Source organism: Streptomyces changchenzhani, from assembly GCF_039766235.1.
Taxonomy (GTDB): domain Bacteria; phylum Actinomycetota; class Actinomycetes; order Streptomycetales; family Streptomycetaceae; genus Streptomyces.
This window is the reverse complement of record NZ_JBDHNH010000001.1, coordinates 973,919-998,409: the sequence shown is the minus strand read 5'-3', so window position 1 is coordinate 998,409 and position 24,491 is coordinate 973,919. Positions and strand designations below refer to the sequence as shown.

The 24,491-nt window shown below is 69.8% G+C and carries 25 protein-coding genes and 1 pseudogene; 14 read left to right on the top strand and 12 right to left on the bottom strand.

Annotation, left to right across the window (positions count from 1 at the left end; genetic code table 11):
- The first annotated feature begins 406 nt into the window (after window positions 1-406).
- The 5 genes from ABCR94_RS04720 to ABCR94_RS04700 all read left to right on the top strand — a co-directional run bounded on the left by ABCR94_RS04720 (window position 407) and on the right by ABCR94_RS04700 (window position 4,190).
- Complete coding sequence (locus ABCR94_RS04720) at window positions 407-655, top strand: hypothetical protein (RefSeq protein ID WP_347118508.1); 249 nt, start codon at window positions 407-409, stop codon at window positions 653-655.
- Window positions 656-753: 98 nt separating this feature from the next.
- Window positions 754-1,047 (top strand): Dabb family protein, encoded by a 294-nt coding sequence (locus tag ABCR94_RS04715; RefSeq protein ID WP_347117726.1) that lies wholly within the window; start codon window positions 754-756, stop codon window positions 1,045-1,047.
- A 181-nt stretch (window positions 1,048-1,228) separates the two neighbouring features.
- Entirely contained in the window at window positions 1,229-2,146 is a 918-nt protein-coding gene (locus ABCR94_RS04710) for an RNA polymerase sigma factor SigF (RefSeq protein ID WP_347117725.1), read from the top strand.
- Between the two features lie 211 nt (window positions 2,147-2,357).
- On the top strand, window positions 2,358-3,215 hold the full coding sequence (locus ABCR94_RS04705; RefSeq protein WP_347117724.1) for an RNA polymerase sigma factor SigF: 858 nt from the start codon (window positions 2,358-2,360) through the stop codon (window positions 3,213-3,215).
- A gap of 90 nt (window positions 3,216-3,305) precedes the next feature.
- Window positions 3,306-4,190 carry a hypothetical protein gene (locus tag ABCR94_RS04700; RefSeq protein ID WP_347117723.1) on the top strand — a complete coding sequence of 295 codons (885 nt, stop codon included), beginning with the start codon at window positions 3,306-3,308 and terminating at the stop codon, window positions 4,188-4,190.
- Between the two features lie 159 nt (window positions 4,191-4,349).
- Here ABCR94_RS04700 and ABCR94_RS04695 read toward each other — a convergent pair whose 3' ends face one another.
- A complete protein-coding gene (locus ABCR94_RS04695) occupies window positions 4,350-4,565 on the bottom strand; it encodes a hypothetical protein (RefSeq protein ID WP_347117721.1) in 216 nt (71 codons plus the stop codon).
- A gap of 210 nt (window positions 4,566-4,775) precedes the next feature.
- Here ABCR94_RS04695 and ABCR94_RS04690 point away from each other — a divergent pair, with 210 nt between their 5' ends.
- From ABCR94_RS04690 to ABCR94_RS04675, 4 genes are all read left to right on the top strand, one after another.
- On the top strand, window positions 4,776-5,318 hold the full coding sequence (locus ABCR94_RS04690; RefSeq protein ID WP_347117720.1) for a MarR family winged helix-turn-helix transcriptional regulator: 543 nt from the start codon (window positions 4,776-4,778) through the stop codon (window positions 5,316-5,318).
- A 92-nt stretch (window positions 5,319-5,410) separates the two neighbouring features.
- Complete coding sequence (locus ABCR94_RS04685) at window positions 5,411-7,858, top strand: MFS transporter (protein WP_521976454.1); 2,448 nt, start codon at window positions 5,411-5,413, stop codon at window positions 7,856-7,858.
- Between the two features lie 162 nt (window positions 7,859-8,020).
- Window positions 8,021-8,839, top strand: a complete 819-nt coding sequence (locus tag ABCR94_RS04680; RefSeq protein ID WP_347117718.1) for a YceI family protein — start codon at window positions 8,021-8,023, stop codon at window positions 8,837-8,839.
- A gap of 37 nt (window positions 8,840-8,876) precedes the next feature.
- Window positions 8,877-9,344: a PPOX class F420-dependent oxidoreductase gene (locus ABCR94_RS04675; protein ID WP_347117717.1), complete on the top strand. Its 468-nt coding sequence runs from the start codon at window positions 8,877-8,879 to the stop codon at window positions 9,342-9,344.
- A gap of 128 nt (window positions 9,345-9,472) precedes the next feature.
- On the opposite strand, the pseudogene ABCR94_RS39020 reads toward ABCR94_RS04675, so the two are convergent.
- The 8 genes and pseudogenes from ABCR94_RS39020 to ABCR94_RS04635 all read right to left on the bottom strand — a co-directional run.
- A pseudogene (locus ABCR94_RS39020) lies at window positions 9,473-9,661 on the bottom strand (hypothetical protein); the annotation flags it as partial.
- A complete protein-coding gene (locus tag ABCR94_RS04665) occupies window positions 9,589-11,661 on the bottom strand; it encodes an ArnT family glycosyltransferase (RefSeq protein ID WP_521976167.1) in 2,073 nt (690 codons plus the stop codon). The pseudogene ABCR94_RS39020 and the gene ABCR94_RS04665, both read right to left, overlap by 73 nt.
- Window positions 11,658-12,965 carry a bifunctional glycosyltransferase family 2/GtrA family protein gene (locus ABCR94_RS04660; RefSeq protein WP_347117715.1) on the bottom strand — a complete coding sequence of 436 codons (1,308 nt, stop codon included), beginning with the start codon at window positions 12,963-12,965 and terminating at the stop codon, window positions 11,658-11,660. The genes ABCR94_RS04665 and ABCR94_RS04660 overlap by 4 nt, the downstream gene beginning before the upstream one ends.
- A gap of 387 nt (window positions 12,966-13,352) precedes the next feature.
- Window positions 13,353-14,867 (bottom strand): sensor histidine kinase, encoded by a 1,515-nt coding sequence (locus ABCR94_RS04655; protein WP_347117714.1) that lies wholly within the window; start codon window positions 14,865-14,867, stop codon window positions 13,353-13,355.
- 32 nt (window positions 14,868-14,899) lie between these two features.
- On the bottom strand, window positions 14,900-15,622 hold the full coding sequence (locus ABCR94_RS04650) for a response regulator transcription factor (RefSeq protein WP_347117713.1): 723 nt from the start codon (window positions 15,620-15,622) through the stop codon (window positions 14,900-14,902).
- 159 nt (window positions 15,623-15,781) lie between these two features.
- Complete coding sequence (locus tag ABCR94_RS04645) at window positions 15,782-16,696, bottom strand: amidohydrolase family protein (protein WP_521976164.1); 915 nt, start codon at window positions 16,694-16,696, stop codon at window positions 15,782-15,784.
- A 97-nt stretch (window positions 16,697-16,793) separates the two neighbouring features.
- Window positions 16,794-17,678: a DUF2797 domain-containing protein gene (locus ABCR94_RS04640; RefSeq protein WP_347117712.1), complete on the bottom strand. Its 885-nt coding sequence runs from the start codon at window positions 17,676-17,678 to the stop codon at window positions 16,794-16,796.
- A gap of 38 nt (window positions 17,679-17,716) precedes the next feature.
- A complete protein-coding gene (locus ABCR94_RS04635; RefSeq protein ID WP_347117711.1) occupies window positions 17,717-18,718 on the bottom strand; it encodes a helix-turn-helix transcriptional regulator in 1,002 nt (333 codons plus the stop codon).
- A 56-nt stretch (window positions 18,719-18,774) separates the two neighbouring features.
- On the opposite strand from ABCR94_RS04635, the gene ABCR94_RS04630 reads away from it, so the two are divergent.
- Together ABCR94_RS04630 and ABCR94_RS04625 are read left to right on the top strand one after the other, a co-directional pair.
- Entirely contained in the window at window positions 18,775-19,242 is a 468-nt protein-coding gene (locus ABCR94_RS04630; protein ID WP_347117710.1) for a hypothetical protein, read from the top strand.
- Window positions 19,243-19,244: 2 nt separating this feature from the next.
- On the top strand, window positions 19,245-19,844 hold the full coding sequence (locus ABCR94_RS04625) for an NIPSNAP family protein (protein ID WP_521976452.1): 600 nt from the start codon (window positions 19,245-19,247) through the stop codon (window positions 19,842-19,844).
- Here the strand turns inward: ABCR94_RS04625 and ABCR94_RS04620 are convergent.
- Window positions 19,841-20,257, bottom strand: a complete 417-nt coding sequence (locus ABCR94_RS04620; RefSeq protein WP_347117708.1) for a DUF3291 domain-containing protein — start codon at window positions 20,255-20,257, stop codon at window positions 19,841-19,843. The two genes, ABCR94_RS04625 and ABCR94_RS04620, sit on opposite strands and share 4 nt — an antisense overlap.
- Before the next feature lie 88 nt (window positions 20,258-20,345).
- Here ABCR94_RS04620 and ABCR94_RS04615 point away from each other — a divergent pair, with 88 nt between their 5' ends.
- The 3 genes from ABCR94_RS04615 (at window position 20,346) to ABCR94_RS04605 (ending at window position 23,018) form a co-directional block, all read left to right on the top strand.
- Window positions 20,346-20,978 carry a MerR family transcriptional regulator gene (locus tag ABCR94_RS04615; RefSeq protein WP_347118455.1) on the top strand — a complete coding sequence of 211 codons (633 nt, stop codon included), beginning with the start codon at window positions 20,346-20,348 and terminating at the stop codon, window positions 20,976-20,978.
- 138 nt (window positions 20,979-21,116) lie between these two features.
- Window positions 21,117-21,764 (top strand): hypothetical protein, encoded by a 648-nt coding sequence (locus ABCR94_RS04610; protein ID WP_347117707.1) that lies wholly within the window; start codon window positions 21,117-21,119, stop codon window positions 21,762-21,764.
- Window positions 21,765-22,160: 396 nt separating this feature from the next.
- Complete coding sequence (locus ABCR94_RS04605) at window positions 22,161-23,018, top strand: hypothetical protein (protein WP_347117706.1); 858 nt, start codon at window positions 22,161-22,163, stop codon at window positions 23,016-23,018.
- A 166-nt stretch (window positions 23,019-23,184) separates the two neighbouring features.
- Here ABCR94_RS04605 and ABCR94_RS04600 read toward each other — a convergent pair whose 3' ends face one another.
- Both ABCR94_RS04600 and ABCR94_RS04595 read right to left on the bottom strand, forming a co-directional pair.
- Window positions 23,185-23,841 carry a class I SAM-dependent DNA methyltransferase gene (locus ABCR94_RS04600; RefSeq protein WP_347117705.1) on the bottom strand — a complete coding sequence of 219 codons (657 nt, stop codon included), beginning with the start codon at window positions 23,839-23,841 and terminating at the stop codon, window positions 23,185-23,187.
- 72 nt (window positions 23,842-23,913) lie between these two features.
- On the bottom strand, window positions 23,914-24,414 hold the full coding sequence (locus tag ABCR94_RS04595) for a hypothetical protein (RefSeq protein WP_347117704.1): 501 nt from the start codon (window positions 24,412-24,414) through the stop codon (window positions 23,914-23,916).
- Window positions 24,415-24,491: the final 77 nt, after the last annotated feature.

The window sequence follows — 24,491 nt, the reverse complement described above, 5'->3', positions numbered from 1 at the left end:
CCAGACAGAACGAAGGGCCCGACTCTCGCGAGTCGGGCCCTTCGTTCTGTCTGGTCTCAGTTCTGGTCTCACTTGCCCTGATCGGGTGCTTCTCCGGGGAGATCAAAGGAACAGCACGGCGACGAACAGCCGAAGGCCCCGGCCGGGGGGTGGTCGGGGCCTTCGCGTGGGACGGGGGAAGCGGTATCGGGGGGACAAGCCGCTTCCCCCGGTGAGAACAAGACCTGCAAGTCCGGCCGCATCCGGGGGAAGCCCGCGGCCGGACCCCGCAGTGAGGTCCTGGTCCTCGCCCTGCGGATTCCTGCCAGTTCCGCCGGGCTCGGGTCCATCCTGCGCCTTCCGCATGGGGCGACAGGCGGGCAAAGGGCCCGGATCGGCGGGCCATAGGTCCTTAAAGGCTGAGTGAGTGATCGCCGCGACCTCTGGGCAGGCTGATTCTGCCGATACACTCTCCCGACTGCACAGGGGACCGGCAGGGGAGGCCGCACGCATGGTGCAAACCAAGAAGATCGCGCTGTACGTGATAGTGGTCTTCGTGCTGTACACGATCATCACGTCGCCCGGCAGGGCTGCTGATCTTGTCCAGGTAGGGTTCGAAGGCATTGCCAGTGCCGCTCAGGGCGTCGGCGAGTTCATGTCCGAACTGGTCCAGTGACCAAACTGATCCGGTGACCGACCTGTTCCACCGACCGGTCCGATCCACTGATCGACCGGTGACCGATCCGGGCGCCCTCCATCTCCAAGGAGTGCTTCTTGATCCGCCATCTGGTCCTCTTCAAGCTCAATGACGGTGTGCGGCGGGAAGAGCCGCGTGTCGCCGCCGGCGTGAAGGCCTTCCAGGAGCTCGACGGGGTCGTTCCCGAGCTGGAGTTCTGGGAGTGCGCCTGGAACATCACCGACCGGCCCATCGCGTACGACTTCGCCATCAACTCGGCGGTACAGGACCGCGATGCGCTGAAGCGCTATGTCGAGCACCCGGCCCATCAGGCGGCCGCCGGACAGTGGCGCGAATTCGCCACGTGGGTGATCGCCGACTACGAGTTCTGAGACCCCTCCGCACCCCACCCCACACCGTGCCGGTGTGGGGTTTATGCGTTGATAAGCCCCAACTTGCCCTCAACACGGCGATATACGGTGCTTGCACACAGTGCACATGTCTTGTGATGCTATGACCGCTTTTGACGGATGAGTTGACCGTGGTTGACCCGAGGAAAGGGGTGGCGCGACCGTGCCTGCCAGTACAGCGCCTCAGGCTCCGCCCCAGCAGATCCAGCACAGCCAGCACGCCCAGCACGGCCAGCAGAGCCGTCCGGGCCCCCAGCTCCCGCCCCTCCCCCCGGAGACCGCCCCCGACCCCGCCCCTGATGCCGCACCGGCCAGGAGTCGTGGTGCCGACACCCGGGCGCTGACCCAGGTGCTGTTCGGCGAGCTCAAGGTGTTGGATCCCGGGACGCCCGAGCACAGCCGGGTGCGCGGGGCGCTCATCGAGGCGAACCTGCCGCTCGTGCGGTACGCCGCCGCCCGCTTCCGCAGCCGCAACGAGCCGATGGAGGACGTCGTACAGGTCGGCACGATCGGTCTGATCAACGCCATCGACCGGTTCGACCCCGACCGCGGGGTGCAGTTCCCGACCTTCGCGATGCCGACCGTCGTCGGCGAGATCAAGCGGTACTTCCGCGACAACGTCAGGACCGTCCACGTACCCCGCCGGCTGCACGAGCTGTGGGTCCAGGTCAGCGGGGCCACCGAGGACCTCACCACGGCCCACGGGCGGTCCCCCACGACCTCCGAGATCGCCGAGCGGCTGCGCATCTCCGAGGACGAAGTGCTGGCCTGTATCGAGGCGGGCCGGTCGTACCACGCGACCTCGCTGGAGGCGGCCCAGGAGGGCGACGGGCTGCCGGGCCTGCTCGACCGGCTCGGATACGAGGACCCGGCATTGGCCGGCGTCGAGCACCGGGACCTCGTGCGGCATCTGCTCGTACAACTGCCCGAACGCGAGCAGCGGATTCTACTGCTGCGCTACTACAGCAATCTGACGCAATCTCAAATCAGTGCGGAATTGGGCGTGTCCCAGATGCACGTGTCAAGACTGCTGGCCAGAAGCTTCGCGCGACTCCGATCCGCAAATCGAATCGAAGCGTAGCCGGAACGGGTACTCCCGCAGGATGGCCGAAAAGCCGCACACCCCCTCTTTCCTGCGCAGATTTGTCGACTTGGCGCTACAGCGTGTTGCCGACATGTGACATTCTGCTGGAACCGCGTTTGCCGCAGCTCCGCCACCGGTATTCAGGTGGAGGCTGCTTCCTCCGAACGGGAGCGCCCGCCGCTACCGTCCGCGACCTCAAGGGGGTGGCATGTCCGCAGAACAGGGCAGCTCAAAGGTGCTCATCAAGGCAGTGCCCGCCGTGCTCGACCACGTGGCCAAGCCGGCAATCGTGTCGACGCCGGAAGTCATCGACACACGCACTCTGTCCCGCTCTCTCTTCCTGCGGCTTGCCGCTCTCGACAAGGACAGCCCGGAGCATACGTACGTTCGAGACACTCTTATTGAGCTCAATCTCCCCCTGGTTCGTTACGCATCGGCCCGTTTCCGCAGCCGGAACGAGCCGATGGAGGACATCGTCCAGGTCGGAACGATCGGGTTGATCAAGGCGATCGACCGGTTCGACTGCGAACGCGGGGTGGAATTCCCCACGTTCGCGATGCCGACGGTGGTCGGTGAGATCAAGCGCTTCTTCCGCGACACCAGTTGGTCGGTGCGGGTTCCGCGCAGACTGCAGGAGTTGCGGCTCGCGCTGACCCGGGCCAGTGACGAGCTCGCGCAGAAGCTCGACCGCTCGCCGACCGTGCCCGAACTCGCCGTGGTGCTGGGGGTGTCGGAGGAGGACGTCGTGGACGGCCTCGCCGTCGGCAACGCCTACACCGCCAGTTCGCTGGACACGCCCTCCATCGAGGAGGACGGCGGCGAGGGGTCGCTGGCCGACCGGCTGGGGTACGAGGACAGGGCGCTCGAAGGCGTCGAGTACCGCGAGTCCCTCAAGCCGCTACTGGCCAAGCTGCAGCCGCGCGAGCGCCAGATCATCATGCTCCGGTTCTTCGCGAACATGACCCAGTCGCAGATCGGCGAAGAGGTCGGCATCTCCCAGATGCACGTCTCGCGCCTGCTGACCCGCACGCTCGCGCAGCTCAGGGAAGGGCTCATCGCGGACTGAGCCAACGACTCACCCCTGGGACCCGAGTGACTCATGGTCAGTCCTGCTGACGGGGTTTCCAATTGACGGAGCGTCAGACAAACTGGCGCGATGCGACGTCATGGTCTGATAGACGGCCGCCGAGGTGCCGCGCTGGGCGCCTCGGTGGCTGTGCTGTGTCTGGGCGGGGTTCTGGCCGCGTGCGGTGGCGAGAGCGGCGACGACGGCTATGCGGCGGTCGGCGCCGCGGGCTCCTCGCCGGATCGGGCACCGGGCCGGGCCGTACCGCCCGACGGCGAGGTCGAGCTGGTGCCTCTGGTGCCTCTCGACGACCGGGCTCGGGACGACGGCGGAGGCGAGCACCCCGCGAAGGGCGGCGGGTCACCGGCCGACGGTACGGGCGAGAGTACGGGCGAGGGCGCGTCCGGCGCCGCGATTGGCGACGGCAGCGGCTCGGGCGGGAAAGCGCCGGACCGGGGCGCGGCCGGCGGCGCGGGGACACCCGCCGCACCGGGCGGCAGTGGATCGACCCCCGGTCGTACGGGCGGCGGCACCGGCGGTGGTAGTGGCGGTGGCACACCCGGCGGCCCGACTGCCCCTGGATCACCGGGGGCGGGATCGCCCGGCACGGACCCCGGATCGCCGCCCACCACCACGCCCCCACCCCCGCCTCCGCCGCCCGCGCCCGCGCCCGCCGCGCTCAAGGTGGGCGAGCCCGTGCGCGCGGCGGCCGGGAAGCGGTGGTGCGAGAAGGTGACCGTACGGTTCCGCAATACCGGCGGCTCACCGGTCAGGTCGGGCAGCGTCACCTTCGCGACGCACATCATCGGCGCGCTGGGGGTCGACTGGGGCACCCGGTATTCGACGCAGCCGCTGCCAGGGCCGATCGCCGGGGGCGCGGCCGTGAACAAGACGTACACCGTGTGCGTGGACGCCTGGCGGGTGCCGTTGGGCATGCACGTGGAGACCCAGGACGTCACCGCCGACTGGAAGTGACACCCGGGCCGGGGGCACCGGGCCGAGGGTGGCGGCGGAGGTCACCCCGCCGGGAGTGACGGCGGGAATGGCGCCGGAAGCGCCCCGGCCCGGCAACCCCGCAGGGCCGCCGGGCCGGAGGGACTCCCGCAGCAGCAGCCGGGGCGACCGGAGAAACGATCAGCCGAGCGCGAGCCAGGCGACCGCGGCAAGGATGACGATGACGGCGACGACGCCGACGATCAGTCCGGTCTTCGGGCCGCCCGAAGAGACCGCCGCGGCCGGCTGCTGCCGCTGCGGTTCGCCCTCGTCGACGAAGGCGCGGAACATCTGAGTGCTGCCCGCCGGGTCGCTGTGACCCTCGGGACCCTGGGGGGCTTGGGGGTTGTGTGCCATGGGGCAGGACCCTAGCGAAGAAGGGGCTCCCGGCACACCCCGGCCCCCCAACCCTCGCGATCTGCGGCTTTACCGGCAGTACGGACGCCCTTGACCCGCCCCGCATGGAGGCTTTTGGGTTCCTTTACTCCTTGCGGCCCGAATTAGTTTGCCTGTAGCAACCAACCTCTTCTATGGTTGCCCTAAGCAACAAGATGATCGGAGGTGCCCATGGCCGCGCAGAGTCAGTACGCGGAACTGGCCCGGCAGCTCAGCGCCATCGGCGCCGTAAAGCGCGATCTCGCCAAGATCCTCCCCGCTCACTGCCCGGCAGGATCGGCCGCGGTGCTCACCCTCCTCGACCGTCACGGCGAGATGCGGATGAGCAGGCTGGCCGAACTGCTCGCGGTCGACATGTCGGTAACCAGCCGGCACGTAGCCCATGTGGCGGAGCGCGGCTGGATCGACCGGGCCCCCGACCCCGGCGACAGGCGTTCGCGCATCCTGCGGCTGAACCCGGCGGGCCGGGCGCTCCTGGAGGAGCTCTCCGAGCGCTACGCCGCGACGCTCGCCGGGGCCCTGGACGACTGGTCCGACGACGAGGTCGGACAGCTCAACACCATGCTGGCCCGCCTGCGCGACAGCTTCGGCGACTGCCGGGCAAGGGCCCCGCACCACTTCGAGCAGGACGGTGGCTCCGAGGCCCGGACGCCCGCGGTACCCGTAAGACCCGTAAGACCTGCATCACCCGTAACACCCGCAACACCCGCGTAAAGCAAAGGAATTCAATGGCTACGACCACACCAGTCGGTGTGCGGGGCGGCCACGCCAAGCAGGGGTCACACCACTCCTCCGACGGCGCGCCGATGACACACCGGCAGATCATGGAAGCCCTCACCGGCCTGCTGCTCGGCATGTTCGTCGCGATGCTCTCGTCGACCATCGTGTCGAACGCCCTTCCCGAGATCATCAAGGATCTCGACGGCACCCAGAGCGCGTACACCTGGGTCGTCACCGCCGCACTTCTCTCCATGACCGTGACCACCCCGCTGTGGGGCAAACTGGCCGATCTCTTCAGCAAGAAGCTGCTGGTCCAGATAGCACTGGTCATCTTCGTGATCGGATCGGCGCTCGCCGGTCTGTCGCAGAACACCGGCACCCTGATCGCCTTCCGGGTGCTCCAGGGCATCGGCACCGGCGGTCTCGTCGCGCTCACCCAGATCGTGATCGCCGCGATGGTCTCGCCCCGCGAGCGCGGCAGGTACGCCGGTTACATCGGCGCCACCTTCGCCGTCGCCACCGTCGGCGGTCCGCTGCTCGGCGGTGTCATCACCGACACCGAGTGGCTCGGCTGGCGCTGGTGCTTCTACGTCGGTGTGCCGTTCGCGGCCATCGCCCTGGTCCTCCTCCAGAAGACCCTCAAGCTTCCGGTCGTCCGCCGCAAGGTGAAGATCGACTGGCTCGGCGCATTCTTCCTGGCCGCCTCCGTCTCCCTGCTGATGATCTGGGTGACCCTCGCGGGCGACAAGTACGAGTGGAACTCCTGGCAGACGTACGCGATGCTCGGCGGCACGCTCGTGCTCGGCCTGCTCTTCCTCCTGGTCGAGACGAAGGTCAAGGAGCCGCTGATCCCGCTGCGCTTCTTCCGTAACCGCACGATCGCGCTCACGTCCTTCGCGAGCCTCTTCGTCGGTGTCGCGATGTTCGGCTCGACCGTCTTCCTGAGCCAGTACTTCCAGCTGGCCAGGGACAAGTCGCCGACGATGTCAGGCGTCATGACGATCCCGATGATCGCCGGCCTCTTCATCTCCTCGACGGTCTCTGGCCAGATCATCACCAAGACGGGCCGCTGGAAGGGCTTCCTCGTCGGCGGCGGTGTGGGTCTTGTCGCGGGCCTCGGCCTGCTCAGCACCATCAGGTACGACACGGAGTACTGGCAGGTCGCCATCTACATGGCGGTGCTCGGCCTCGGTCTCGGCATGATGATGCAGAACCTGGTGCTCGCATCGCAGAACCAGGTGGAGCCGCACGAGCTCGGCGCGGCCAGCTCGCTGGTCACCTTCACCCGCTCCCTCGGTGGCGCGGTCGGCGTCTCCGCGCTCGGCGCGGTGCTGTCCAACCGCATCGCCCACTACGTCGAGGACGGTCTCACCGCCCTGCACATCAAGCCCAGCGCCGGTGGCGGCAACACCATCCCGGACATGGACGCCCTGCCGGCACCGGTCAGGACCGTCGTGGAGAGCGCGTACGGGCACGGGGTCGCCGACCTCTTCCTGTACGCGACGCCGATCGCGCTGATCGGTCTGATCCTGGTCATGTTCGTCAAGGAGGTCGCCCTGAAGTCGTCCGACGGACCGGCCGCACCCGCCGAGCCGGGCAACGGCCCGGCCGGTGCCGGTGAGACACCCGGTGAGATGCTCGGCGAGGAGGCCGCAGGCGTGGCCGGGTTCCAACTCCGCGACCCGGAGCAGGATTCCGCCGCACGGCTCGTGACCACACCGCTCGTGACCGCACAGCTCGCGGTCACACAGCTCGCGGTCACGCCGCCGACCGGCAAGACGCTGCACGGCACGGTCCGTACCGCCGAGGGAACAGCCGTGTCGCACGCCGCGGTCACGCTGATCTCGCTGGCCGGACGGCAGTTGGGCCGCACCGTGGCCCAGGACGGCAGGTACGCGCTGGACGCCCCGGCGGCCGGTTCGTACGTACTGATCGCCTCCGCCGACGGCTTCCAGCCGCAGGCATCCACGGTGGTCGTCGGCGACGAGCCCGTCGCGTACGACATCCTGCTGTCCGGTACGAGCGGACTGCTCGGCACCGTGCGCGCCACGGACGGCGGGCTGCCCGTCGAGGGCGCCATGGTCGTGGTGACCGATGTCCGCGGCGATGTGCTGGCCACCGGGAAGTCGGGCGGCCAGGGCGAGTTCACCTTCGGTGAGCTGATCCCCGGTTCGGTGACCGTCGCGGTGAACGCGGCCGGTTTCCGGCCGATGGCACTGCCGGTGGACATCGGCGGCCAGGGCGTCACCCGGATCGAGGTCGCGCTGAAGTCCGGCGCGCTGGTCCAGGGCACGGTACGCGGCGGCGCCGGCCGGCGTCCGCTGGCCGACGCCCGCGTGACGCTGATGGACGCGGCCGGGAACGTGGTCGCCACCTCGACCACCGGGGACGACGGGGCGTACGCCTTCGCCGACCTCGACTCGGGCGAGTACACGGTCGTCGCGACCGGCTACCCGCCGGTGGCGGGCGCGCTGACGGTCGCGGGCCGCGGAGTCGACGGCCACGACATCGAGCTCGCCCACCCCGGCGAGTAGCCCTCACAGGCACCCACAGGCCCCCCTCGGCGGGCCGCGCTCCGAGCGGAGGCGCGGCCCCGGCCGAGCGGGTGGAAATGGGCCCCGGAAGCGGCGGCGGGCAGGGGACGGCCCGCCGCCCCGTCCGGGGCCCGCATCATTTCGGCAAGGAGAGAAAACGGGATGGGACTTCGCGCACAGGTACGGACCCGCGACGGCTGGGCCCTACAGCACGCGGTGGTGACCGTGACCGACATGACGGGCACCCAGGTGCTGAGGGCGGACGCGGACGAGGAGGGGGCGGTAAGGACCGATGTCCCCCTGCCCTCCGGTCCTTACACGGTGGTCGTGACGGCCGCCGGCTACGCCCCCACCGCATCGACTGCGCTCGTCACGGCGAGCGGCCGGGCGGACGCGGGCACCTTCGTACTGGCCCGCCAGGGCGGCGTCGAGCTGCCGCCACCAGGCCCCTGGACCATCGACCCGGCGCACTCCTCGGTGGCCGCGGTCGCCCAGCACCTGGGCATCTCCAGCGTGCACGGCCGGTTCACCGGATTCGGCGGGCGCATCGAGATCGCCGAGGACCTGGGCAGGTCGCGGGTCGACGCGGTCATCGGCGCGGCAAGCATCGACACGGGCAACGGCATGCGGGACGGGCACCTGAAGTCGCCCGACTTCCTGGACGTTGAGCAGTTCCCGGAGATCACCTACAGCGGTACGGGCATCGCCCCCGCCGGACCCGACCGGTGGACCGTGCACGGCGAGCTGACCCTGCACGGGATCGCGCGCCCTGTCGATCTTGACCTCAGCTACCTGGGGACGGGCCCGGACCCGTGGGGCGGCGTACGGGCGGCCTTCCGCGCGACGGCCGAACTGCGCCGCGAGGACTTCGCCATCAACTACAACCAGGTGGTCCAGGCGGGCATCTCGGCGATCGGCGCGACGCTGCGGGTCGAACTGGATATCCAGGCGGTGCAGGGGAAGCAGCTGCCCGAGTCTTAGACCGGTCGGTTAGACCGGTCGGTCTTAAGGTCGCCCCATGACACCGAACATCGCGACCAATACAGCAGTGGAACTCGACCGGTTGCTGGAGTTCGTACGACCCAGGCACCGGGCGATCCTGCTCACCACCCGCGCGGACGGCACCCCGCAGGGCTCGCCGCTGACGTGCGGGGTGGACGACGCGGGGCGGGTGGTCGCCTCGACCTACCCCGAGCGCGCCAAGACCCGTAACGCCAAAAGGAACCCGCGGGCGAGCGTGATCGTCCTGTCGGACGACTGGAACGGGCCCTGGGTGCAGATCGACGGGTCAGCGGAGGTCATCGACGCACCGGACTCGGTGGAGCCTCTCGTCGAGTACTTCAGGAACATCTCGGGGGAGCACCCGGACTGGGACGAGTACCGGGCCGCCATGCTGAAGCAGGGCAAGTCGATCATCCGGATCACCCCGGAGCGCTGGGGGCCGATCGCCACGGGCGGCTTCCCGGCCCGTCTCGCGGCGGAGTAGGGGGCGGTGCGACGCGGGGGCGGTGGGTGCGGGGTGCGGGGTGCGGGGGCGGGCACCGTTCCCACACCCCGCACCCCGCACCCACGATCAGCGTTCGCGCTTCGCCTCGACTCCGGCGATCAGCGGGTCGAGCGCGAAGGCGAAGTCAGCTCGGCGGCGAGCCTGCGCATGGAGAACTTCGCGAGCCCCTCCGCATCCAGCAGCCGTACCGGACACAACGCGGGACTGGTATCGCGTGGCCGCGTCAGGTCGCGGACGTCAGGTCGTAGAGGGTCGTGCCGTCGACGGTGACCTTGGTGAAGTTGGCCTCGATCCAGGTCGTGATGGCACTGGAGGAGCCGCCACCGGGACCGCCCCCCTGCTCGCCACCGCGACCGCCTCCGCCGCCCTCGCCGCCCGCGAGGAAGTAGTGGATCTTGCCCTGCTGTACGTACGCCTTGAACTGCTCCAGGGTCGGGGACGGGTCGCTGCCGTTGAAGCCGCCGATCGCCATGACGGGCTGCTGGGTGGCGAGTTGGTAGCTCGCGGCGTTCTGCGCACCGATGGCCGCGGCGGTCCAGGTGTAGTCACCGGCGTTCTCCGTGAGCCTGGCCTCGACCTCGGCGCTGACGCTCTGGCCGTTGAGGAGGCCACCCATACCGCCGCCGCCACCGCCACGGGCCGCGCCTTCGGCTGCGGCGCCGGGGGCGTTGGGCATGACACCGGCGGGGGGCTGACCCCCGCCCTGCTGGCCGCCGCCCTGCTGACCGGCGGCTGCCGGGGGCATCCGCATGCCGCCGCGCGTGCCACCGCCCTCGCCGGCGCCTCCCCCGGGCCCGCCGCCGCCGAATCCGCCCCGCGCCGAGGCCGGGCCCGCCGTGACGATGGAGCCGGTGTGCGCGGTGCCGACGGTGGAGAGGGCGAAGGCCGTCGGTCCGGCCAGCGCCGCCGCGAGCCCGAGGCCTGCCGCCGCGAGGGCGACCCTGCGGTTCGCACGCCCCGCGAACAGCAGGCCAAGTGCCGCCGCAAGACCGGCGATCAGAATCACCCAGCGCAGCCACGGCAGCCAGTCGGCGGTGCGCGCCAACAGGACGTACGCCCAGACCGCCGTCGCGGCGACCGTCCCGGCCAGCGCTCCGGCGGCGACCAGTGAACGCCGCTCCTCCCAAAGGACGGTGGCGCCCATGCCGACCAGGGCGGCGATGTACGGAGCCAGCGCGACCGTGTAGTACTCGTGGAAGATCCCGGCCATGAAACTGAAGACGGCCATCGTCATCAGCAGCGCGCCGCCCCAGGCGACGAACGCCGCGCGGGCGGTGTCCGTGCGCTTGGCCCGCCAGGTGATGACGAGCCCGGCGACGAGCAGGATCAGTGCGGCGGGCAGCAGCCAGGAGATCTGGCTACCGATGTTCGTACTGAACATCCGGTCGATCCCGCTCTCGCCACCCATGCCACCGCCGCCACCACGACCGCCGCCGCCACCGATGCTTCCTGCCTCCTCGCCGTTGATCCGGCCGAGGCCGTTGTAGCCGAAGGTCAGCTCCAGGAAGCTGTTGGTCTGCGAGCCGCCGACGTAGGGGCGCGAGGCCGCGGGCATCAGCTCGACGATCGCGACCCACCAGCCGCCCGACACGACCAACGCGACTGTGGAGAGGGCCAGTTGGCCGATGCGTCGACGTACGGTCGTGGGCGCGCACACCGCGTACAGCACCGCGAGCGGCGGCAGGATCAGGAAGGCCTGGAGCGTCTTCGTCAGGAACGCGAAACCGATCGCCACCCCGGCCCACACCAGCCACTTCGTCCGGGCGTCCTCCAGCGCGCGCAGCACGCAGTAGACCGCCACGGTCATCAGCAGGGCGAGCAGCGCGTCCGGGTTGTTGAACCGGAACATCAGCGCCGCAACGGGCGTGAGCGCCAGGACCGCGCCCGCGATGAGCCCGGCCGCGGGGGAGAAGCGGCGGCGTACGGCGGCGTACAGCACACCGACCGTCGCGACGCCCATCAGGACCTCGGGGACGAGGATCTGCCACGAGCCGAGCCCGAAGAGCCGTACGGACAGGGCCATCGGCCACAGTGCGGCGGGCGGCTTGTCGACGGTGATGGAACTCGCGGCGTCGGAGGAGCCGAAGAAGAACGCCTTCCAGCTCTCGCTGCCCGCTTGAACGGCGGCGGAGTAGAAGGAGTTGGCGTAACCGGAGGAGCCGAGGTTCCAGAGGTAGAACACGGCGGTGGCGAGCAGCAGCCCGAGCAGCGCGGGACGGACCCAGCGCGGGTCGTCCGGCCGGGGCCGGAGCATGGGCATTTGTCGGAGTCGGGAACTGAGGGCGGTCGCGGTCATCGTGCGTTCCTTGAGTAGTCGATGTCTCGGGCGTCTTGGGTGTCTTGGGTGTCTTGGGCAGCGCGCCGGTCGGGGAAGACCCAGGCGCGGAAGAGCAGAAAACGCAGCACTGTCGCGGCGAGATTGGCGGCGATCAGCACGGCCAGTTCGGTGCCGTGGGAGGGCGCGCCGGCTGCCGCGCCGAGGGCGGCGAGCGAACCGCTGGTGAGGGCGAGGCCGATACCGAAGACGACAAGGCCCTGCGCCTGGTGGCGAACGGCGCGGTCTCGTCCGCGTACGCCGAAGGTGAGCCTCCGGTTGGCCGCCGTATTGGCGACCGCCGACACCAGCAGGGCAAGAGCGTTGGCGACCTGGGAGCCGACGCCCATCCGGAAGAGCGAGTACAGCGCCAGATAGGCCAGGGTGCTGAGCGCGCCCACGACGCAGAAGCCGACGAGCTGGCGCGCCAGTCCGCCGGGGACGCCGCCGATCGTACGGTCGCGCGGGTCGTCACCGAAGGGGCGTGCGAGCCGGTCGAGGGGGAGCGCACCGAGGGCCAGCGCGCGCCCCACACGCCAGACGCCCTTGAGGTCGTCGACGGCCGTCCGCACGAGGTGCACCGTGCTGTTCGGGTCGTCGATCCAGTCGACGGGAACCTCATGGATGCGCAGGCCGGCGCGTTCGGCGAGCACCAGCATCTCGGTGTCGAAGAACCACCCGCTGTCCTCGACCATCGGCAGCAGCCGCTCGGCGACGTCCGCCCGTATCGCCTTGAATCCGCACTGTGCGTCGCTGAAGCGGGCGGACAGCGAGGACCGCAGGATGAGGTTGTACGTACGCGAGATGAACTCCCGCTTCGGCCCGCGCACCACCCGCGACCCTCCGGCGAGCCGGGAGCCGATCGCCAGGTCGGAGTGGCCCGAGATGAGCGGGGCGACGAGTGGCAGCAGCGCCTTGAGGTCGGTGGACAGGTCGACGTCCATGTACGCGAGCACGGGCGCGTCGGACCACTCCCAGACGGCGCGCAGCGCACGCCCGCGCCCCTTCTGCTCCAGCCGTACGGCGGTCACTTCGGGCATCAGCGCGTCGAGATAGGCGGCGACTTCGGGCGTGCGGTCAGTGCTCGCGTTGTCGGCGACGGTGATCCGGAAGGCGTAGGGAAAGGTGCGGGCGAGGTGGTCGTGCAGCCGGAGCACGCACGCTTCGAGGTCCTTCTCCTCGTTGTGGACGGGGATCACGACATCAAGCACGGGGGCGCCGCCGGCCGTACCGACGGGAAGATGTTCCCTGGCCGGAAGGGCGCCCGCGGAAGTATCGGTTCGCATGACACCGACCCTGGTCAACGGGCCTGTCAGGAGGGTGTGGTGAGGCTGTGGGGTGGCTGTGAGTAGGGGGTTACATCCCGGGAGCGGGTGGCCCCGAGAGCGGGCGGTGCGCGCGGGTGCGGGCCGGAGCGGGCGGGGTGCGGGTGCGTGGGCCGCTGCGCGGGGCTTGTCCCGTACCCGCCCCTTCCCGAACTGGGGGCGAGCCCCCAGCCCCCGGACGCCCTACGGGCGTGTCCTCAAACGCCGGGCGGGCTGAAAGAAATCTTTCAGCCCGCCCGGCGTTTGAGGACCGGGGTCTGGGGCGGAGCCCCAGTTATGGGAAGGGGCGGGTAGGGGAAAGCGCCGCAGGCAGCCCACACCCGCACCCCGCCGCACGCTCCCGCACCCTCAGCCCCGCACCCCCACCACACCCCCCGCCACCGGCATCCGCACCCCGAACACCGTCCGCCCCGCAACACTCTCCACACTCACCGCACCCCCGTGCGCCCCCACCACCGCCTGCACAATCGCCAGCCCCAGCCCCGTGGACCCGGCGGACCCGGCAGCCCCCCCGGACCGGGACCGCGACACATCCCCCCGCGCGAACCGCTCAAAAACACGCGGCAGCAACTCCGCAGAGATGCCGGGCCCGTCGTCCCGCACTTCCACTACAACGCACGCCCCACTACCCGCCACCCCCGCGCCGCCAGGCACCACCCGCACGCAAGCCGTAACAGTCGTCCCCTCCGGCGTATGCGTCCGCGCATTGCCCAGCAGATTGACCAGCACCTGCCGCAGCCGGGCCTCGTCCCCCCGTACCACCGCCGGATCGTCCGGCAGCTCCAGCCGCCAGACATGCCCCGGCCCGGCCGCCCGCGCATCGCTCACCGCGTCCACGACCAGCGGCGACAGATCAGTGCTCTCGTCCGAGAGCGGGCGTCCGGCGTCCAGCCGCGCCAGCAGCAACAGGTCCTCCACGAGCCCCGTCATCCGCGCCGCCTCCGACTCGATCCGCCCCAGCGCGTGCCGCGTATCGGGGCCGGTCTCCTCATGCCCCCGCCGCGTCAGCTCGGCGTATCCCCGGATCGAGGCCAGCGGCGTACGCAGCTCATGGCTCGCGTCCGCGACGAACTGCCGCACCCGCGTCTCGCTCTCCTGCCGCGCCGCCAGCGCCGAACCGACGTGCCCGAGCATCCGGTTGAGCGCGGCCCCGACCTGCCCGACCTCGGTCCGCGGATCCGCCTGCCCGACCGGCACCCGCTCGTGCAGCGCCACCTCGCCGCTGTGCAACGGCAGTTCCAGCACCCGCGTCGCCGTCGCGGCCACCCGCCGCAACGGCCGCAGCGCGACACCGACGATCGCCGTCCCCGCCAGCCCCGCCGCGACGAGCCCGGCGGCCGTGACACACACCTCGACGAGAATCAGCGTGCTGACCGTGTCCTGGACACCGTCGAGCGGGAAGCCGAGCACGACCGTCCCATCGGCCGTCGACTCGACCCGGTAGTCACCGAGCCCGGGAATGCCGACCGTATGAGGCTCACCGTCGCGCGTGACCGCGCCCAGCGCCCGCAGCTGCGCCGCACCCAAGCCCCCCAGATGCGCCTCCGGCCGCGACCCTTCCGCCTCGACACTCTTGGCCCCCGTACCGATCCGCCCGTCCGCACCCACCAGACCACCGATCGTGCCGAGCGGCTGCCCCGGCATCGCGACGAACTTCAGCGTGGGGTCCGCGATCCCCCCGGGCCCCCGCTGCGTGCGCTGCACCGCCGACGTCAGCTGATCGTCCAACTGCCGCTCCAGATAGGAGTGCAGCGCGATCGTCGTGACCGTCCCGATGACTGCCGCGACCACCGCGATCAGCGCGACAGCAGACAGCACGAGCCGGGTGCGCAGGGACACGGCGCGCAAGGGCAAAGGACGCATGGACCCCGCACGCAAGGATCTGGCCACCCCGCTCACACACCCGGTTTGATCAGATACCCCGCGCCGCGCCGGGTATGGATCATCGGCTCGCGGCCCACGTCGATCTTCCTGCGCAGATAGGAGATGTACAGCTCGACGACGTTGGCCTGGCCCCCGAAGTCGTAGTTCCACACCCGGTCGAGGATCTGCGCCTTGCTCAGCACCCGGCGCGGATTGCGCATCAGGAAGCGCAGCAACTCGAACTCGGTCGCGGTGAGATGGATTCCGTCACCACCCCGCGTGACCTCGTGGCTGTCCTCGTCGAGGGCCAAGTCACCCACTGTCAGGACGGATTCACTCCGTACCGCCGCAGCCGCGGCACCCGACCGCCGGATCAGCCCGCGCAGCCGCGCCACGACCTCCTCCAGGCTGAACGGCTTGGTGACGTAGTCGTCGCCGCCCGCCGTGAGCCCGGCGATCCGGTCCTCCACGGAGTCTCTGGCGGTCAGGAACAGCACCGGCACATCAGGCAGTTCGCAGCGCAGCCGGCCGAGGACGGCAAGCCCGTCCATGTCAGGGAGCATCACATCGAGTACGACCGCGTCGGGCCGGAAGTCACGCGCCGAGCGCACCGCCCCCGCCCCGTCGCCGGCGCTGCGGACCTCCCACCCCTCGTAACGCAGGGCCATCGACAGCAGCTCGGCGAGGGACGCCTCGTCGTCCACGACGAGCACCCGCACGGGGCTGCCGCCGGGCATGAGCATTTCGGTACGCATGGGGCCAGCCTGGGCCGGGCCTGTGAGAGCGCCCTTTCCCCTACCTGTGAATCCCCTGAGAAACACACCGACCGCGCCACACACCACAGCCCGCCACACACCACAGGCCACCACCTACGTCACACCACAGCGCACCCCAGCCCACCCCACCACGTCCCATCACAGCCCGAACAGCCGCTCCGCATTCCGGTAACAGACCGCCCGAAGCCAGTCGTCCCCCAGCCCAAGCCGCTCAAGCGCATCAAGCTGATGCCCATATCCATACGGAATGTTGGGAAAGTCGGTCCCGAGCAGAATCCGGTCCCCCAGCGAGGCCAGCCGCCCCCGCTCGCCCACAGGGAAGGGCGTGAAGCGTTCGGAGAAGTCTGTGAAGGCCATGGTCGTGTCGAGTGAGACCTCGCCGTACCGCTCGGCGAGATCAAGGAAATCGGTGTACTCGGGCATCCCCATGTGAGCCACCACGAGCCGCAGCCGCGGATGCCGTGCCAGCAGCCGGCCGATCGGCTCGGGCCCGGTGTGCTTGCCGGGCGCGGGCCCGGACCCGCAGTGCATCACCACCGGAATCCCGGCCTCCGCCAGCAGCCCCCAGACGGGATCGAGAAGCGCGTCGTTCGCGTCGTACGCCCCGACCTGAAGGTGCGACTTGAAGACCCGCGCCCCACCCTCGACGGCCTCCCGTACGTACGCCTCCGCTCCCTCCTCCGGAAAGAGCGTCGCCGTATGCAGGCATTCGGGGGTCCTGGCCGCGAAATCGGCGGCCCACTCATTGAGCCAGGCCGCCATCCCGGCCTTGTGCGGATAGAGCATGGAGGTGAAGTGCCGCACCCCGAACTCCCTGAGAAGTGCGACGCGTTCGTCCTCGTCATGGCGATAGGTGATGGGCCACGCCATGCCCGTCAGCGGACCGGCGGCGTCAAAATAGGCCCACACCTTCTTGAGGACCCGGTCGGGCATGAAGTGCGTGTGTACGTCGATGATCCCCGGCAGCCCGAGCCGCTCCCAGAACCGCACGACGGCGGGCCCGGCCAGCTCTGAGGAGGTCGGTTCTTCCGCTGCGACAGGGTGCATGCTCATAACACTCACCCTCGTTCCCGCACACCGCTCTGTCCACCCTCACGCCCCACAGACCACACCACCCGACACATGTGTCGAGCCACGCCCCTTCCCCCCATCAAAAGAGCCCCTCCTGCACACCACCATCACCACTCGCGGCCTCAACCTCCCGCACCGGCACGGTCGTGCCCCCGTCTCCCTTCGTCAGCGCCCACCCGGACATGAGCCGCGTATCCAGCACAAGCACTCCGCTCTCCGCACCCGCACCCGTCGCCGCCTCCACCAGATGCAGATCGGGCCCGGCCGCCGCCACCAGCCGCCCCGCTACGACCCCGCCCGCGGCCAGCTCGCTCACCACCCGCGTCAGCGGCGCCAGCCCTGCCAGCCCGAACGCACCGGCGTGGTCCACCGCCTCGAACGCCACCCGCTCCAGCGACTCCGGCCACCCCTCCAGCGCCACGGCCCGCCGATGCAACTCCCGGATCTCCGCGACCCGTTCCGGCCACCCGGGCAAGTCGTGCCGCACGGCCCGCTTCTTCGCGTACGGAATCCGGTCGGGCACCCCGAGCGCCGCCCGCAACAGCTCCTCGGTCCGCCGCGCCGCCATCAGTGGCCCCCGCCCCAGCCAGCTGAACGCCACGGCCCCCTGCTCCAGCAGCCGTACGGACCCACGCTCCTCGGCGGTGATCCCTACCTTGGCCATCCCGGCCCCGAACCACGCCAGGTACACCCGATACGTCCGCGGATCGTCGGGCACCCCGTCGGCCGCCACCGAGAACGCCCGGTCCAGCCGCGCACACTCCGCACACCGGGCCTGCGACGCCCGCCCCGCCACCACGGCCCCGAGCGGACACGCGTTCCCCCGGGCCCCCACGCAGTACCGCTCACCCACGACCCGAAAGCCGATCTCTTTCCCGTACGCCAACGGACTCACCCGCCCGCGGTCCCACCGCAGCACAGGATTCCCGTCGGGCCACCCGAGCCCAGCACTCCGCCACTCCACAGCCACGCTCCCTCTCAGCACCCCGAGACGGTCGGACGCTACCGTGCGAGGTCTCCGGGCAGGTCCTGAGCCCCGTACCGGTCGGCGAGTTCGCGGACGGTCGCCGCGAGGCGGGCCCGCAGCTCGGGTGGTTCGAGGACCTCCAGGTCGGCGCCCAGTTTCAGGAACTCGCCGTGGGCGTGGTCGAGCGACTCGATGGGCACGGCCGCCCGGGTCCAGCCGTCCGCCTCCACCACCCCACCGTCCGCGACCGCCCGGCCGACCGCGTGGCCCAGCTGCTCGCGGACCCGGGCGACACCGCGCGGCGACAGCCGCACGACCGCCTCTGCGGTGTGCAGCCGAGCGTGGAAGTCGGTGAGCCGGTCGCGCCAGTGGGCGGCCAGGTCGAAGCTCTCCGGTGGCTCGAACTGCTCGTCCAGGGGCTGTAGCTCGAGGATCTGGTCGATCCGGTACGTACGCGCGGTGCCGCCGTCCTCGGCGGCGACCAAGTACCAGCGGCCGGCCTTGAGCACCAGTCCGTACGGCTCCAGCCGCCGCTCGACCTCGCTGGGCGCCTTCCACCGCCGGTAGCGGACCCACACCGCGTGCCGGCCCCAGACCGCGGCGGCGACGGCCGCCAAGTGCGGCGTCTCGTCCGCGTTCCCGTACCAGTCGGGTGCGTCGAGGTGGAAGCGCTCCTGGATCCGCCCGGCCTGCTCCCGCAGCTCCGCCGGGAGGGCGGCCCGCAGCTTGAGCTGGGCGGCGGCCAGCACCTCGCCGAGGCCCAACTCGGCCGCCGGGCCGGGCAGCCCGGCCAGGAAGGCGGCCTGCGCCTCATCGGCCGTGAGCCCCGTCAGCCGAGTGCGGTACCCGCCGAGCAGCCGGTAGCCGCCGCCGTGCCCGGCGTCCCCGTACAGCGGGATACCGGCAGCGGCGAGCGCCTCGACGTCCCGGTAGACCGTCCGGACCGAGACCTCCAGCTCATCAGCGAGCTGACAGGCCGTCATCCGCCCCCGGTTCTGAAGGAGCAGGAGCAGCGAGATCAGTCGGCCGGCGCGCATGGCTGCCAGTATCCACTGACAGGAGATGACAGTGGATCGGCTCTACCCTCCGGGGCATGAACGACTTCGACTTCCTCCATGGCTCCTGGGACGTGGCCAACCGCAGGCTGACCGAGCTTCTGGTCGGCGGTGACAGCTGGGAGGAGTTCCCCGGCCACGCCGTCGTCCGCCCATTGTTCGGCGGGAGCGGCAACATCGACGAGATCACCTTCCCGACCCTGGGGCACCAGGGCGTGACCCTCCGGCTTTTCGACCAGGTGCGCAGGGACTGGTCCATCCACTGGGCCGACAGCCGCACCGGCCGGCTCGACCCGCCCGTCGTGGGCACTTTCGCCGGCGGCCGGGGCGACTTCTACGGCGAGGACACCTATCGGGGTCGCCCGGTCCGGGTCCACTTCGTCTGGCGGCGGCTGACGGCCGACTCGGCCCGCTGGGAGCAGGAGTTCTCGGTGGACGGCGGGCAGAGCTGGGAGCTCAACTGGGTCATGGAGTTCAGCCGGGCCCAGTCGGAGGACGCCTCGTGACCATCGTCGAGCTCCGGCAGTACACCCTCCACCCGGGCGCCCGCGGCACCCTGACCGAGCTCTTCGAGCGGGAGTTCGTGACCGGTCAGGAGGCCGTGGGCATCACCGTCGGCGGCCGGTTCCAGGACCTGGACGACCCGGACCGCTTCGTCTGGCTTCGCAGCTTCCCGGACATGGCGGAGCGGGCGCGAGCGCTGCACGCCTTCTACTACGGCCCCGTCTGGCAGGCGCACCGCGCGGCGGCCAACGCAACCATGCTGGACTCGGACGACGTTCTCCTGCTGCGCGGTCCGGGCTTCACCACCCCGGACGGCGCCGGGCCGGTCGTCGCGACCATCTGCCATCCCCTGGACGCCGCCGCCTTCGCCGACCACTTCGAGCAGCATCTGCGCCCGGAGCTGACCGCCGCCGGGACACCGCCGCTGGCGGTTCACCGCACCGAGCACGCGGAGAACACCTTCCCCGCTCTACCCGTGCGGGCCGGCGAGGACGTCCTGGTGTGGTTCACGGTAGGGGAGACAGCACCTCTGCCGGACCTCTCGGCATACCTGAAGTCCGCCCCGGAGCAGCTGCGTCTCGCGTCGGTGCCGCGACGCTCCTAGTTCCCGGCCCCGGCGGCGTCGGTCCGCGCCTGGTCCGCCAGTCGGCGCTTGGCCTCGTCCCAGCCGATCGGCAGCTCCTCGACCGGGACTTCCCAGAAGGTGAAGGTCGAGCGGCGCATGGTCGGGCGCAGCCCGTTCATGATGCTGCGGTGCGGCTCGGCCTTCGCGTAGCCGTAGAGCGCGTCCCGGCTCTCCCACGCCGACAGCGTGTAGAAGGAGCGCTTGACCGGCCGGGCGATGAGAGAAGCCCCGAACGCTCCCGGCGCGGAGCGCACCTGCCGCCACGCGGCGAGCGACTTCAAGAAGAAGCGCGGTACGTCCTTGAGGGAGCGCACCTCGAAGTGGGAGGCCATGACGACCGCACGGGTGTGTGGCGGCGCGGGGTTCGGCTTGACCCAGGGCAGTGTCGGCATCGCACTTCTCACCTTCGTAGGTTGGGCAGTGGCAGTACCTATACTAGAGAGTGCCACTCTCTAATTGCTAGACGAGAGCGAGACCCAGGTGCGGATATCCGAGTTGAGCCGCCGCAGCGGAGTGCCGATCACGACCATCAAGCACTACCTGCGCGAGGGCCTGCTGCCCCCCGGCCGGCCGACATCCGCGACCCAGGCCGAGTACGGGGAGCCACACCTGCGCCGCCTCCGGCTGGTCCGCGCCCTCATCGGCGTTCGGGGCCTGTCGGTCGGCACCACCAAGGAACTGCTGAACGCGGTGTCGGAGAACGAGACCGACACCCACCAACTGCTCGGCCTGGTCCTGGGCGCGAGGCCGGCCACCGAGCCCGGGACCGAGTCGGCCACCGAGCCCGTTGCCGCCCGCCCCGGCGACACCGACGCACTCCTGACGGAGATGGGCTGGTCGGTCTCGGAGCACGCCCCCGCCAGGGACGTCATCACCAAGACCCTGGAGACCCTGCGCTCACTCGGCCTGGACTACGACTGGCGGTCCCTGATCCCCTACGCCGCTCTCGCCGAGCAAACCGCGACCCTCGACCTGGACCAGCTCACCGACACCGCAGACCCCCTCGAACGCGCCGAACGGGCCGTACTGCTCACCGTATTGCTGGAGCCCGCACTGCTGGCCCTGCGCCGCCTGGCCCAGGAGGACAAGTCGGCCAAGCGGTACGGCGTCTGACACCCCCGGAGGCCACACCGATGGGACGACTGTCGTGGTCCCCCACCGGGGGGGCCTCGGCCAGACCTGAGCCCAGCCCCGAGCCCAGACCTGAGCACTGCTGTACTTCGCTGCGACCGGGCCTTGGTCTCCGAGTGCATGGCTAAGGTGACCGCACGGTTCGCCGACAGACCGCATGCGCCCCAGGTACGCGCCCTGGGGCGCTTGGGCGACCTCGATGTCTTCTGGAACACCCTCGGCGCCCCGCTCCGGAGCCATATCGAAGGCCTGATCAGCGGGATGGCCCAAGTACCACGACTCACGCTAACTGCGGAAGAGACCCGACTGCTCTCACTCGTCGGAGTCGATGAAGTACGCCAGAGCCTGCCGGTCCTGGAGAGTGCCTTCGCGCAACTCACTCCCCTGTTGCGGGCCACCGTGATCAGCCAAAGGCCCAGCCGGTACTTCGCCCAATTCCTGCCAGCGCTGCTGCAGCGCGAGTCCGCCTTCAACTACCGCATGGCCGAGTCGCTAACCCGTCTCGCCATTCTTCCCAGTGCCACCCACCTCGACGAGCAACACCTATCGGCCCTACTGATTGCGTGGGCTGAAAACCACGAGTGCCGGTACGCAGCGGAGATGCCGACGAACGCTGTAACGCTCTTTCAGAACACACAGCACCTGCGACCGGGCGACCTGCGCATCTGGCGTGACTTTGTCACGCAGGTGCGAACTTTCGTACCGAAAGAGGAGTCGTTCGATGGCTACTACCACCTCAACGAACTGGCCACCGCTATCGGTATGTGAGCACTGCTACCGTCGACTTGGGTCCGACTTTGGGTCCCGGCCGCAGACATGCAGCAGCCACAACAGCGTTTCACCCGGGCTGCTGCATGCCCGCGCTTTCAGCGCACCGCGGCATGCAACCTCATGAGACGACACATCTAGTCCGCACGGCGGCGACAGGGCCAACCGCCGTTGCAGCGCGGGATGACCAGACACCGGTCGGCGGGCTCCGTCGGCCCGGCGGAGGAGTCGGAACTCGCGGCACGTCCGCCGTCGTATCGGCGACAACGGCCAGGCCCTTGGCGACATTACGTCGCTGGCGGCGTTCCGATCCCCTCGGCGCCGATTTGGCTCCGAGCATAAGCCTGACCGGCGGGACTGGCGTTTCATGACCGGGTGGTACGAGAATACGCGACTATGTCCGATACTTTCTGGGTTGCGCTCGGTTCCATAAGCACCGCCGCCGGGTTCGGAGTGGTCGCCTGGCAGTCGGCCCTCACGCGCAAGGCCGTCAAGGTCTCGCAGGACGCGCTGGAAGTGGCGCGGAACGCCATCATCGTTAACGAGGCCGTGGCGATCGACGCCGCCCGCGCGCGCTTGGACGCGCAAGCTCCAGCGGTGAGCGTGCGTCTCACAGACGTCCAATGGCCCCCGTACGCCTGGTCACACGTCGGGATGCCTGTAAATCCGTGGCCTGCGGGCTACGAGTGGCACTTCCCGGAGAAGCAGGATGAGCGAATCGTTCTGCAAGCCCGTGTCATGGTTCAGAACCACGGAGACCGCCACGTCAACGTCGAGTACGGGGGCGACCTGGTCCGTGAGGTGGAGCACCGCCCTCGTCCTGCCTCAGGACACGCCCTGTGGCCCCACCAGGGCAACGGCGTGAGCCCCAACCTCTTCCTGTACAAGGATTTCACGATCAAGGAGCTCTCGGAGAACTACGAGGCGAGCCAGGAGGGCCGCCCGCTGCCGCACCGGGTGACAGGCACCATCACCGTGCACGACAGTCGGGACAGCGGCGTCACCGACACGTGGGAGCTTGAGCTGACTGGCTGCCCGGTCCGGCCGCGCCAGAGCCGCACGGGCGTCTGGCTCATTGACACCGACATCGACACCGGCTCCGAAGCTCTGGAGTTTGCCTCCCATCCGGCGTTCGAGCGCACCTACTGGATCTCGCGTCAGCGCGGGCAGCGCCTACCCGATCCCACGTACAGCACCAGAGGCACGAGCGGCAACCGTAGTCTGCCTCCCTCGTCGCCCCCTCAACTGCCGTAAGCAGGTTGGGCGCCTCGTCAGCTAAGCCGGCGAGGCGCCCGCATCGTCGCGGGCTGCGGTCCTCCAGCTACGGCGTACCCTGCGAGCCAGCAACGAGACGGGGCTTCCGGAGTCGCGCGAGCTACCCTGCAGGTAGTCGGGTCTCTTCAAACAGGTTGAGGCACGGTCACGGAGCGACTGCGCGAACGAGGAGCGTCCCGATGTGCCCAGGGTGAGGGGCATCGAGGACCTGCGCGTCGGCTGTCGTGAACCCGGCCCGGGTAAGTAGGCGCTCCCACACGGCCGGACGGTAGCTGTAGCGGTAGGCGAACATCGCCTTGCCCGCGAAGCCTCCCTTGTACATGCCCTGCGGCCCGTACGCGCCAGGGATGGCTGGAGGTTGCGAAAAGACGAAGACGCCACCGGGCTTGAGCCGCTGGCGCACGAGCGGGAAGAGACGGCTCGGGTCGGCGAACCAGGCGGCTCCGAAGATCGAGTAGATCGCGTCGTACGCGTCCTCGTGCTCACTCAGGTATTCCAGGATCTCGGAGCACACGAACTCCGCGCCGGTGCTGGCCCACTTCGTGGTGGTCTTCTTGACCATGATGGGAGACAGGTCAACGCCGCGAGCGGCGATGCCGCTCGGGGCGAGGTAGGCGAGGGCGCGGCCGGTGCCGCAGCCGATCTCCAGGACGGAGCGCGGGTTGCCGAGTAGTTCTGGGCCCGGTCCGTGACCGGCGTACTGAGTCCAGCAGAAGCTCGGCTCCGCGTCGTCCTTGAAGGCGGAAGCGGCGAAGGTGTCCCACAGCTCCGTCTCGGCGCCGATGTCGTGTTGTGCGGGCAAGGCAATTCCTCTTCGCAAGGGCTGGCCCCTGTCCTCCGGGGGGACTGAGGACAGGGGCCAGCGTAGGACCGTTCAGTGGCTGTCGGGGACCTTGTTGTCGCACGGCGAGCAGTCTGTGCCGTCGATCGCCCACAGCTCTTCGTCGATGTCAAAGCCGATGGACTCCAGGAAGTCTGCCGTGCGCAGGCACAGGCCATCGCGGCGGCGTTCGATGAACGGGGCGTGGTGCTTGTAGCGACCCTCGTTGTACACGTCGCAGAGGGCCCACCACACGGGCGTGTCGAGGATGAGCTGGTGAACTCCGATGTCGACGAGCTTGCCGACTCCGAGGTGGACCTGTGGGTGCTCCATGCAGCCGATGGTGTACATGACGGCGTTGCCGAGGATCCGCTCGGCCATGTCACGGACCATCGTGTGGTCCCGCAGCAGTAGGGCGACCTCGCGCTTCCACAGGGTCATGCCGCTATCCAGCACGTTGATCGTCAGGTGCTTGATGTGGGGCTGGACGGCGTTGAGGAGTTCTTTCGGGTCCCGCATGCGGGTGCTGGCGGGTCGGTCGAGCGTGACGGTCATGGACTACTCCTTCGGAGACAGGTCGTGCCGTACCGATTTGAGCCCGTCCCGCCTGTCAGCCTGAATCGGCTGAAAGC